Source organism: Okeania sp. SIO3B5, assembly GCF_010692555.1.
Classification (GTDB): Bacteria; Cyanobacteriota; Cyanobacteriia; order Cyanobacteriales; family Microcoleaceae; genus Okeania.
In genome coordinates this window covers 1-11585 of sequence record NZ_JAAHHG010000320.1, presented here as the reverse complement: position 1 = coordinate 11585, position 11585 = coordinate 1, and the positions used below count along the sequence as shown (strand labels likewise).

10 protein-coding genes are annotated in these 11585 nt (G+C 35.2%); 1 reads left to right on the top strand and 9 read right to left on the bottom strand.

Features of this window, described 5'->3' with window-relative positions; genetic code table 11:
* Positions 1-682 precede the first annotated feature (682 nt).
* The 6 genes from sodX to F6K54_RS30085 all read right to left on the bottom strand — a co-directional run bounded on the left by sodX (position 683) and on the right by F6K54_RS30085 (position 7657).
* A complete protein-coding gene (sodX, locus tag F6K54_RS30110; RefSeq protein WP_293086082.1) occupies positions 683-1027 on the bottom strand; it encodes a nickel-type superoxide dismutase maturation protease in 345 nt (114 codons plus the stop codon).
* A gap of 31 nt (positions 1028-1058) precedes the next feature.
* Positions 1059-1517 carry a superoxide dismutase, Ni gene (sodN, locus tag F6K54_RS30105; protein WP_293086079.1) on the bottom strand — a complete coding sequence of 153 codons (459 nt, stop codon included), beginning with the start codon at positions 1515-1517 and terminating at the stop codon, positions 1059-1061.
* A gap of 873 nt (positions 1518-2390) precedes the next feature.
* Positions 2391-3248 (bottom strand): EI24 domain-containing protein, encoded by an 858-nt coding sequence (locus F6K54_RS30100; protein ID WP_293086076.1) that lies wholly within the window; start codon positions 3246-3248, stop codon positions 2391-2393.
* Positions 3249-4665: 1417 nt separating this feature from the next.
* Complete coding sequence (locus F6K54_RS30095) at positions 4666-5733, bottom strand: branched-chain amino acid aminotransferase (protein ID WP_293086073.1); 1068 nt, start codon at positions 5731-5733, stop codon at positions 4666-4668.
* Between the two features lie 655 nt (positions 5734-6388).
* The gene (locus F6K54_RS30090) at positions 6389-6553 is read right to left on the bottom strand and encodes a YqaE/Pmp3 family membrane protein (RefSeq protein ID WP_293086070.1); all 165 of its coding nucleotides are present in this window, start codon (positions 6551-6553) and stop codon (positions 6389-6391) included.
* A gap of 159 nt (positions 6554-6712) precedes the next feature.
* Positions 6713-7657 (bottom strand): methyltransferase domain-containing protein, encoded by a 945-nt coding sequence (locus F6K54_RS30085; protein ID WP_293086067.1) that lies wholly within the window; start codon positions 7655-7657, stop codon positions 6713-6715.
* 435 nt (positions 7658-8092) lie between these two features.
* Here F6K54_RS30085 and F6K54_RS30080 point away from each other — a divergent pair, with 435 nt between their 5' ends.
* Positions 8093-8896, top strand: coding sequence for a trans-aconitate 2-methyltransferase (locus F6K54_RS30080; RefSeq protein WP_293086064.1), 804 nt, complete (start codon positions 8093-8095; stop codon positions 8894-8896).
* 475 nt (positions 8897-9371) lie between these two features.
* On the opposite strand, the gene trxA is transcribed toward F6K54_RS30080, so the two are convergent.
* From trxA to F6K54_RS30065, 3 genes are all read right to left on the bottom strand, one after another.
* Positions 9372-9692, bottom strand: coding sequence for a thioredoxin (gene trxA / locus F6K54_RS30075; protein ID WP_293086061.1), 321 nt, complete (start codon positions 9690-9692; stop codon positions 9372-9374).
* Between the two features lie 46 nt (positions 9693-9738).
* Positions 9739-9966: a hypothetical protein gene (locus F6K54_RS30070; protein ID WP_293086058.1), complete on the bottom strand. Its 228-nt coding sequence runs from the start codon at positions 9964-9966 to the stop codon at positions 9739-9741.
* 73 nt (positions 9967-10039) lie between these two features.
* Complete coding sequence (locus tag F6K54_RS30065) at positions 10040-10981, bottom strand: glycosyltransferase family 2 protein (RefSeq protein ID WP_293086055.1); 942 nt, start codon at positions 10979-10981, stop codon at positions 10040-10042.
* Positions 10982-11585: the final 604 nt, after the last annotated feature.

The following is an 11585-nucleotide window of genomic DNA, read 5'->3' as shown; positions in this document are numbered from 1 at the left end:
TTGAGTAGGGATAGGAGATAGGAGACAGGAGACAGGAGACAGGAGAAATAGGAATGAGCGAGGAGGTAGGAGTAAGAATTGTAAGAATGATTTTTCTGCCCAACTATGCGCCTAAAATACGCTCCTTTTTGAGTATTTTAGACTGAAACAGGGGTACTGCAATTCGACCCTAAAAAGGCTAAAACCAATATCAGTCAATGCTTTTATATTTAATCGGCAAGCCCTAATTACCTCTTATATCCTGAAAAGGGGAGCCTTTAAACCCACATTCCGCACGTCAATTTGTAACATGAAAAGTAGTATAAAAAAAACATCTTGATTCAGTATTTATACGGTATAAATTATCTTCATTGACCTGGATCGAGAATCAAATTATCAGGAAAGTATTAAGTATAAATACTCAATTATCACCACTACTATTTTCTTCTGAATTCTGGATTCTGGATTCTGGATTCTGGATTCTTTATACTACATTTTGTCGTGCGGAATGTAGGTTTAAACCACAATTTTTCGGTAATAGGGATACAGTAGCCAACAGATTTTGATATAACTTTTGACTTTTGAATTTTGACTTTTGAATTTTGACTTTTGACTTTAGCCAACGGATTTGAGATAATTTTCTACTTTTGACTTTTGAATTTTGACTTTTGACTTGAAAATACTTCTGCCTTCCTTACAACCACTAAGGAAATTTGCTAGTAACTCTACCAATTATCTGTTGCGAACTGACAAAACCAAAAGAACGACTATCGTTACTTTCTTCCCTATTTTCTCCCACCAAAAAACAGTCGCCATTTTCATCAACAAAGGCAACCCGCTTAATTATTTTCAAATCTTGGTGATGGGGATGTTTAGCCACCACCAAATCATCTATTTTAGGTAAACAATTGTGGTAGGCTTTAGTGTCAACAAGAATATCCTCCCCTGGTTTGAGTAGGGGAAACATGGAAACCCCTGTAACACAAAAGCGTTGACGCAATCTTAACAACCATAACAATAATTCTTTATTATCGCTTGTTTGTATCAACTTTTTGCCTACCACCTCAAACTCAAAAAAATTAGCTAGCCTTATACCAAGTTACTTCGCGTTCCTTAGTGGCCCAGAACATATTGTGGATTTTCTCCACAGCAGCTAGTAACTCAGTAGCGTGCTCCAAACTAACTTCCACTTTACAAGCAGAGCAAAGTTTAGCAGCTTTCCAGAAAGTATCGTGGAGGTCTGGATACTTTTCTAAATGTACAGGCTTAAAATAATCAGTCCAGAGGATGAGCAAATCTTCTTTAGTCTTCTGAGCTTGCTCTTCCTTAATAGCAATATAGCGAGAAAGGGTATTAGCAGTCTTATGGTCTCCTGCTTTTGGGTCAAGATCTAGAATTTTCTTAGTCATAGACAATACTGCTTCAGCATAAATGCGAGCAGAAGCAGGGTCATAAACACCGCAAGGGCCATCGCAGTGAGCGCTAACTTCTGGTGCTGGGAAGGACTTTCTAATCTGATTAGCAATTCTGTTGAGCATAGTTTTCTAAGATATTCCTATGTTTATGGAAATAGTCAAGTAATTTTACGATGAAAGAGTGATTATAATGGAAAGCTTTTCCTTTGACATCCTCCCGACGCTGCTCTACGAGACAGCGCGGGATTCCTAACCATCGCTGATTAGGTCTTTCTGCTTCAATGCACCAGCCTCCAAGGTCGAGCCTCTTTTCGGTCTTACAGTCGCTCCACAGACTGACACTGCTAGCCCAGCAGCCATTCTTTTAAGTCTAACACACTATTGACATGGGCCGCAAAATTGATTGGTTTTCCCATAGGACGCTCCCCTTCGGGAGAGCGCGGGTCTTCAACCAACGTTGAGATAATCCCCACCTACAGTATTTTAAATTAAAAGTGTAGGTATTTGAGATTTTCTTAAATCCTCACCTAGTGCCGCTACGCGGAAGTCAGAAGTCAAAAGTCAGAAGTCAAAAGTATTGATTGGTAAGGCTTTTAGGATTTTGTAACTGGTCAGTTATTTCCACCATTCTGCACTAGAGTATTTTAAACCTACATTCCGCACGACAAAATGTAGCAACCGAAGAAGGAGTCAGGAGACAGGAGACAGAATTTTAGAAGAAAATCATAGCTGCCGTGATTGAGTAATCAATCAAATAAGTATTTATGCGTAAATTTTTTACTCGGAAGAGCGATCAACGAAAAAATTAATTAAGATAATTTGCATAGTATAAATACCTACCAAGCTACGGATTTATATACTACTTTTAATGTTACGCTCTTGACGTGCGGAATGTGGGTTTAAATGAAATGAAAAGTGTGGGTATTTCTGATTTTTAATTTTTGATTCCTTGTTGTAGATAAATCTATGCTATTTTCAATATAGCTAATACTTTTTTCAAGCTTGATGATCTGGTAGTAAATTTGGTAAGACGCGATCGCAACAAAATAAGGTCCCTGCCGCCACACATAGTGGAATACCTAAGAAGTTAACTATGGGAATAGTAATTAAAGCTTGACAAATTAACCCAAAAGTGGCACTTGCTGGTAAACTACGACGCACTATTGTTAACTTTTCTCGAAATTTTAATTTTCTTCTCTCCAAAAATCCATCAAAAAAGTCGAGACAAACAATGGAAGTTGTTAAAGTTATACCACCAATAGTTGCTATTAAAGTGCCTCCAGGCAAAAAATTGAGCAGCAATATCGGCAAACCTATTACTAACAGTAATCCAATTTTTTTTAGCTCAAAAAGTATGGCTCGCCAAATATCTCTAAGAGCGCCTAATAAACTTGGTTGATCTTCAGGTAATGTGCCAGTTCTAATTTTTTCTAATTGTTCAGAAAGTTGACCATAAAAAGGTGAACCTAGAATAGCTCCAAATTGTACTAAAAAAAATCCAATTATTAGTAATAATATTGTGAACAGAATGAATTGTACAAACTTATCTAAAATATTATCTATGTAACTTAAGAAGTGTAACCATTTTGGTAATTGAGCAATAAAAGCATCAAAACGTAAAGATAAGTTATTAAAAATAGTATTAATTAAATTAATTCCTGGTAGGAGTAAACCAATATAAAGAAGAATACCCACCACGATATTAATCAAAATTGGAACAATTATATAGCCTATTAATTTTGGATTTTTGGCAAATATTGTTAAAGCACGAAAATGGTAAGTTGCACCTGCGAATAATCCGATAGGAGCCTCAAATATAGATAATATTGACTTAATTTTTTTTTGTTTTACCATGAGTTAATTTAGGGTAGTTATACCAAATCGTTTTTCCATTTTCTTCAATATTTATCCCCTCTTCCTTCCTTGCTTCTTCCTTATTCCGTATGGACGTTGCATGCAACGTCCCTACTATTTGTAACAAACATTTATTAAATTGGTATAATATCAATTCCTAAAAGTAACACTATACTTGGGCAAGACTTCAGTTATTAATTAGGGCTTGCTGAAAAAGTCTTATGGGTGAAGGTAGGAGACAGGAGACAACCCACCCCTAACCCCTCCCAGGAGGGGGATAGGATAAATGGGAATTTCGAGGAGGTAGGAGTAAGAATTTTCCCAAGATTGTTCTGCCCAACTCTTGAGCAAAATCCTGAATTTTTGAACCATTACCACCTAAAACCTCGCACTTTTTACCGAATAATTAATAATTAATAATTAATAATTAATAATTAAATAATTATGGTATAAAGCCTCCCCTTTTAAGGGGAAAAAAAAGAAATAATATTTCCTTATATTCAATCCTCTCGGTTTTAACCAGAGGTAATTATCAATTATCCATTATCAATTATCAATTAATGAAAGATCTAAAATTGCTCAAACCAATATCAGTCAATAAGCGCGATATTTAATCAGCAAACCCTAATTAATCAAAACAGGTAGAATCACCTTTTTGCTAATAATAGCCTAGTTAATGTTAATTATTCTTACTTCTCCCCTACTCCCCTACTCCCCCACTCCGGGTGCATCTCAATGCGTGAATAAAGCCAAAAATTTATCGCTTTTAGGGAACACCGGATCTGGGAACAGGGAACAGGGAATATATAGGAAAAAAGTATTTTTGCAAATATTGAGATGCACCCCCCACTCCCCTACTCCCCTGCTCAACAAAATGTAGAAAAGTTTTTGAGAAATGGTATAGTACCAATTTAAAAAAAGAATGTTACAAATAATAAGTAGTCTGAAAATAATTTGTAGGATATATATATTGGACGAAAAAGACAAATTACTACATAAAAAATGGTATCAAACCTATTTATTCTGACTCCTGACTCCTGTCTCCTGACTCCTAATAAATACCCTAGCTATTTGTAGCAAAGATTTATCAAATTGGTATAACACGCTTTGCACGATAAATGGTTTAATATTTATTTGACAAACAGTTTTTTAGTGAGTGAGTGGAGATTCAGGTTTTTTGTAGAGGAAAAATCCCTACTCTATAGCAGTCTTAAATTATTTGTAAAAAATTAAACTGTTATACATATTTATATTTAGCTTCTCTATCTTTCGATTATCCCCAGAATATTTTTGATACTAACTAGAATAGAAAGTTATATCAAGTCTCATCCATTAGTCATAATAAACGAATCGGTCACGGGCAAGAGGTCAGGAGTTAGATTTCCTTCTGCCTTCTGCCTCCTGCCTTCTGCCTTCTTCAAAGTTGACAAACCCAACCGTAAGGATCGGTCACTTTAGCTGTTTTAATATCTTCTAATTTTTGTAATACTTGAGGAGCATATTTTCGTTCAGAAACAGGAGGTAAAATCATATCTTTACCTTGATAATTAATAGTAGAAATATGAGCAATTGTAGCAGCAGTTCCCATACCAAATGCTTCAGAAAAATTACCCTCTTCATAAGCTTTTGCCACTTCATCAATAGAAATTAATCTTTCCTCAACTTTAACACCCATATCTCTAAATAAAGTTAAGACACTATCTCTAGTAATTCCGGCTAATATAGTGCCCGTCAATTTAGGAGTAATAACAACATCATTCATGACAAAAGCCACATTCATTGTGCCGCATTCTTCAATATATTTTTTTTCCTTCCCATCCAACCATAAAACATTATCATAACCTTGTTGTTTAGCTTCTTTATCTGCTAATAAACTACCACCATAATTACCAGCACATTTAGCTGCACCTGTTCCACCTTCAGCAGCTCGTATATATTTATCTGTAACAATTAACTTAACTGGTTCTGAATAATAAGCACCTACAGGGCAAGAAATAATAATAAATTTATAACTACTTGCTGGTTTAAGACCAACAGATTCATCTGTAGCAAAATAAATAGGTCGAATATATAATACACTACCTGACTGAGTAGGAATCCAGTCAGAATCTACCCTAATTAATTCCTTCAAACCATCCAGAAAAATATCTTCAGGAATAGGTGGCATACATAATCGAAAAGCTGATTCATTTATCCGTTTATAATTAGCTTGTGGGCGAAATAGTAAAGGTTTTTCTGTTGGACTTCGATAAGCTTTTAAACCTTCAAAAACAGTTTGACCATAATGCAAAACTGACAGAGAAGGAGCGATGGAAATATTGCCATAAGGAACAATTTTTACATCTTGCCAATTACCATCCCTGTAGTCAGCAATTAACATATGATCGCTAAATACTTTGCCAAATGAACTATTATTAATATCTTGTTCTTTAATGCGAGAGTAGGTAGTTTTTTCTATAGGTATTTGAAGATTTAGTGTTGTCATTATTACTTGGTTTGTCTAATAAATGTAATCTTCCCATAATACCATTTATCAGTTACGAGGTAAGCATTCAGCTATTAGCGGTTAGCTCTCAGCTTTATTACAGTGCTTTTCAAATTGATGAACCACATCTTCACAGATTAAACCTTTTAGGGACGTTCCATGGAACGTCCCTACTGTGGTCTACCCAAATAAAAACTACTGTAATACCATTTTGATAAATGTTTGATACAAATAGTTAGGGTATTTCTTAGAATCCAGAATTCAGAATTCAGAATTCAGGAGTCATAATGAATAGATTTAATACCAGTTTTTATGTCGTAAATCCTCATTTTTTGTAAAATAGTATTTCCTGCAAAAAAAAATTATTGCACTTAATTATTCACAAAATTCTTTTTTCAGATGGGTATGAACAAAGAGCTGAAGCACAAGAACAATGAACTTAAGTTGTCCATTCAAGGTAATAAAGCTGATAGCTGACCGCTGAATGCTTATGTGATGATTCACCAGTAATTAAAGAATTTAAAGTATAAAAATTAGCCGTAGTATTTTAGTAGAGAATTAGGTTTAGGCTAATATATATGATTGTCTGTAACTTCAGAAATAATCAAAAAGCCTATCCCTACCTCTACACCTAAATTATTTGACTGAAAAATTATTAATCACGCTTGGCAATAACCCAAATAGCATGAATCATGCCAGGAATACCACCTAACAAAGTTAAAAGAATATTAATCCAAAAGGCACCACCAAAACCAACTGTTAAGAAAACAGCTAAAGGTGGTAGGGGTATAGCAATTAGAATCCGAATAAGGGCACTCATGTTCGTTACTCTTGTAATTTTTAAACTATTGTTCTTTCAGTATGTGGCAGTCGCCACAAAGGCCAGGAATTATAGAATAGCCGAAACAAAGGAATTTTATATAGTTAATCTTCTTCCTTCTTCCTTTTTCCTTCTTCCTTTTTCCTTCTTCATATAGCTTCAACTTTTACTAGAACCTTTTCCGAAAAATTTTGGAGGTTTTGCTAAAGTATATACTTCCGTCTCAGTAGCGATCGCTTCTCGCAAATGTTTAGGTACTTGTAACATCCCCAATAAGGTAGTCCCATCCAACATCCGAAACCCACCAGTTGTTTTTTCTCTCAGAAGTTGATTGACTGTTTCTGGATCAGGACGACTATTAATCATTTCTGTTGAACCAAGTACAAAACCCCAAGGTTGGCCATAAGTAGGAACATAACTACTATAAGATTGGACATAAGGAAAAACTTCTTTCATTGTATTCACAATTCGAGTATGAAGTTTCATTTCTCCTAGAGAAACAGGGCCAGCTTGCACAATAAAAAACCCTCCAGGGGTAAGCACCTGTAGAATCTTTTCAAAGTATTCCTTTGTAAACAACTGAAATGAAGGTCCCTCTTCAATAGGATCAGAAAGGTCAGAGATAACTACATCCCAAATTTCACCAGAAGTATCCAAAAATTCCAAAGCATCACCAATGACCAATTTGAGGCGAGGGTCATCAAAAGCATTAGCGTGCATCTCAGGTAAATGTTGACGACAAGCTTCAACCACTTCTCCATCAATGTCAATCATGGCCACTTGTTCTACTGTTTGCCAACGTAAGACCTCTCGAATAGTTGCTCCTTCACCACCACCAAGAACAAGAACTTTACTAGGAGATCCATGAAAAATCATGGCAGGATGTACCAGGGGTTCATGGTACAAAAATTCGTCTCCTGTAGAAGATTGCCATTTACCATCAAGAACCAGTGCTTTACCATAAATACCTGTGTTTATGATGTACATATCCTGATAGGCAGTTTTTTTGTAGGCAAGTACCTCGGTAATGCCATGAACATAAATATCCCAAGGTGTGATATACTCACTAATCCATAAATCTGCACCAACTTCACTACTTGCCATAAGCTATATTCCTCAATGAGATACTTTGTCTCAATACTCAATATTGGGACAGGATATATTTCTTAGCACAAAATTGTTTTAGATTCCAACTATACTGAATACAAACCTGAAGTTTTACAGGTATTATTATTGAAATGATCTAAAATTTTATCCTGATGAATAGAGTAATTTTACTCAATCGCTTCAAGAGCAAAAAAAACTTTTCCTAATTATTTTCCTAATTCAAACTATACTAAATTAATTAGTTAAGTCTTACTTTTGACTGTCTTGTCTATCGTCCTTTCTATTAGTTTGTTTGATATTTTGATATAGAGAAGAAATCTCTGCATCCCTTGAGTCGTGACACAGGGTATCCACACTTTTAACTTTTGACTTGATAGGTTATTAGGTTGCATTCAAGTATAATTTATTGAATAAGCTACTCTTCATAGTGCTATGGAAAATAATACAACTAACAACTTCTCAAATATATCTTTCAATCAGTGGAATGCAGAACTGTATGAAAGTAAGCATTCTTTTGTTTCTAATTTGGCAATAGATTTATTAGAATTGCTCAGTCCTCAGAGTGGAGAAAAAATTCTTGACCTTGGTTGTGGTACAGGTCATTTGACCTATAAAATTACTACAAAAGGCGCAAAAGTTGTAGGAATTGATAATGCTCCGACTATGATTGAACAAGCAAATATTTGTTATCCAGATATTAAATTTTTAGTAGGAGATGGAGTTAATATAGACTTAAAAGAAACGTTTGATGCGGTGTTTTCTAATGCAGTACTTCATTGGATTAAGGAACAAAAAAAAGTTATATGTAATATTTGGCGCATCCTGAAACCTGGAGGTCGTTTCGTTAGCGAATTTGGTGGCAAAGGTAATATTAAAACAATTGTTAATAGTATTTATGAAGCTTTAGATGCTGCTGGTTATAGTAGTAATAAACAACTTAATCCTTGGTATTTTCCTAGTATTGGAGAATATGCTACTCTTTTAGAATCACAAGGGTTTGTGTTGACTTTTGCTACTTTATTAGAAAGACCAACTAAACTTGAGGATGGAGAATATGGTTTGCGTAATTGGCTGAATATGTTTGCAACTTGTTTCTTTGAAGGAATTCCTGAAAAAAAGCAAAGTATTATTATTGATGATATTGAAAATAGATTGCGTCCTCATCTATATAAGAAAGGTCGGTGGACTGCTGATTATAAGCGAATTAGGATTATGGCTTTTAAGGAAGTTCAATAATAATGAACTTCAGCTACTTACCATTACATTTAAGCAACGCCTTAAACTTTAGTATCAAAGCACGCTTCCTTGACCTTAGAAGTATATTTATTATTAATTAGGGTTTGCTGATTAAATATCAAAGCATTTACAGTTAAAGGTTTTAACCTTTTTAAGATCGAAAAAAGTGCGCCTGTTTCAGCTCTTCACGCTCATGCATGGAGCGTATTTTAGGGTTTTAGACGTGATACCAGGCACTTTTTAAATACCCCAAAAAGGCACTTACCAATATCAGTAAATACTTTTAGATTTAATCAGCAAGTCCCAGTTAGTTTATAGAAAAATCTATCAATAAATTAAGTTTCTATAAATATTCAAAAAAACGATTGTTTTTAACATCAACCTACTTCTATTTCTTCTTTTCTACTCCCTACTCCCTACTCCCTAAAAGAAAAGAATTTTGTACCTCACCAGCAGAGGAATTGCTATATAAAACTTAAAGTAACTTATCAAGTGCTGCTTTAAAAGTTTCATAAGGAGAAACACCAACTATATTTTCTACAAGTTCGCCACTTTTAAAAAACATTACAGCTGGAATACTACGAATACTGAATTTATTAGCAGTTTCCTTATTTTCAGAAATATCAAGTTTCACTACTTTCGCACGACCTTCATATTCTTCAGCTAACTGGTCAATATAAGGACTAATTTTTTTACATGGACCACACCATGATGCCGTACAATCTACGACAAAGATTGTTTCAGAAATTAAAAGTGCATTAAATTCACTGTCATTTATGTAAGCTGCTGTACTCATTAGAATGCCTGATACTATAAATAGTCTTTCATTATATAGCAATTCTTCACTTTAAAGTTATATTCTGATTATTCCGAGCATCAATCCATTGTTTGGCACGCCTAACTACCTCTTGTCGGGAAGAAGCATAAGGTACTGCTACAACACAACCTAACTTATAGTTTGCCCAAGCCGCATAAGTAGCAGATCCGTCCATTTCACCTTGGTCTATTTCAACTTTCCAACCCTTGTAGTTAAAGGCCAGCACAATATGAGGAAAATCAGGTTCAATCATTATTTTTTTCTTTTGGGTTTAAGACTCTGCCGTCTACACCGTGTTAACAATTGGTTGGGGTTTGAGTCCCCATCTACTTTTTCTTCTTTCTTCCTTCTTCAAGCTCAATACTTAAATCATTAGCATAAACAGCTTGTACATTATACCAATTTAAAAATATCCGAGAAATTTCTAAAGCTAACTGCGACTTACCTCGGTCAATTAACCATTGCAAAAAACTAGCCATCGTCTTTTCATTTAATCTCCCACCTAATGATAAAACTCCCCATAATAATTTGTGTAGCCAAGTCATTTGAATCATCATTTTAACTTCCCAAGTCGGATGTTTTTGATAAAACAAAACTCCCATTTTTCCCCTTTGAATCTCTCGCTCAATCATTCCTGGTAATTGCTCCAAAGAAAAAGGTGGATGCCAATGATAACCAACAGCATCTGGACACTTAATCAATTTCAAACCCAATTTTTTTAACCTAACTCCTAACTCCAAATCTTCCCAACCATACTGTTCAAAACAAGTATCAAATAATCCAGCTTCAATTAACCAACGACGAGCGATCGCCACATTTCCCGTAGCAAAAAAAGCTGCCGAAAAATCAGTCAATTTATAAGGTTCTGAAGTGGGAAAATCAAAATTACAAGTATTAATAACTCTGCCATAAGTAAATACATTATCTGACTTTTGAGCAATCAAACTATTTGCGTGTGACTGTAGAAAAGAATCTGTCACTACCAGGTCACTATCAATAAATATAATAAAATCTCCTTTGGCCTGCTCAACACCCAAATTCCGAGCTGCTGCTGGCCCTTGGTGAGACTGAGAAAATAGTTGGACATGGGGAAATTCTTTGGCCTCTGTTTCTAACCAGGAGATAGTGTCATCCGTCGAGCCATCATCGACAACTATTACTTCATAATCTATAATTGGGCGGTTATAATCCTGATTTTCCAGAGCGCGAAGACACTTTTCTAAAATAGGTTTGCGATTATAAGTGGGGATAACTACACTGAAAAACATTTTTTATCCTAAATAAATCAAATAAGGTAAACAAGGCAGGAGTCTTCATTAATTGATAATGGATATAGCATTTATCATAAAGATGAGGTACATTTACGATCCCCCTAAATCCCCCTTAAAAAGGGGGACTTTGAAACCTCTTTTAAGCGGTTCCCCCCTTATTAAGCTATGCTTTATAAACATCTTTCTTAACATAAAAATTGACACGCATAGACAAGTTATGTTCAAGTCTTTAAAAGGTTTTTGTCAGAGAAAAAGTGTACTAAAAAGTACATTTTTTTTGATAACTTAAGTAGTTTTTCCTATCTACTATGATTCTTTCTCCTTTCTCCTTTTTCCCCTCCACCGGAGGGGTAGGGGCGAGGGGTGGGTCCCCTGCTCCCCTGCTTCCCACAAGGTTTTCAGGAGTTCCTTATAAGGGATAGCTTTTTAAGGGGGACTTTGAAACCTCTTTTAAGCGGTTCCCCCCTTATTAAGGGCAGGGCTGTTTCATTCTTGCTTAAGGCAGAGGGGGAGTAGGGGAGTAGGGAGCAGGGGAGAATTTTCCATCCTTTACCCTGAATTTTCCCCAAATTTATCGATCAATAATTTTGGTGAAAAAATT

Excerpts from the sequence above, each read along its gene's own strand:
- F6K54_RS30100 (WP_293086076.1), bottom strand. The coding sequence starts at position 3,248 with ATGGTAAAACAAAAAAAAATTAAGTCAATATTATCTATATTTGAGGCT.
- F6K54_RS30080 (WP_293086064.1), top strand. The coding sequence starts at position 8,093 with ATGGAAAATAATACAACTAACAACTTCTCAAATATATCTTTCAATCAG.
- sodN (WP_293086079.1), bottom strand. The coding sequence starts at position 1,517 with ATGCTCAACAGAATTGCTAATCAGATTAGAAAGTCCTTCCCAGCACCA.
- F6K54_RS30065 (WP_293086055.1), bottom strand. The coding sequence starts at position 10,981 with ATGTTTTTCAGTGTAGTTATCCCCACTTATAATCGCAAACCTATTTTA.
- F6K54_RS30070 (WP_293086058.1), bottom strand. The coding sequence starts at position 9,966 with ATGATTGAACCTGATTTTCCTCATATTGTGCTGGCCTTTAACTACAAG.
- F6K54_RS30095 (WP_293086073.1), bottom strand. The coding sequence starts at position 5,733 with ATGACAACACTAAATCTTCAAATACCTATAGAAAAAACTACCTACTCT.
- trxA (WP_293086061.1), bottom strand. The coding sequence starts at position 9,692 with ATGAGTACAGCAGCTTACATAAATGACAGTGAATTTAATGCACTTTTA.
- F6K54_RS30085 (WP_293086067.1), bottom strand. The coding sequence starts at position 7,657 with ATGGCAAGTAGTGAAGTTGGTGCAGATTTATGGATTAGTGAGTATATC.
- F6K54_RS30090 (WP_293086070.1), bottom strand. The coding sequence starts at position 6,553 with ATGAGTGCCCTTATTCGGATTCTAATTGCTATACCCCTACCACCTTTA.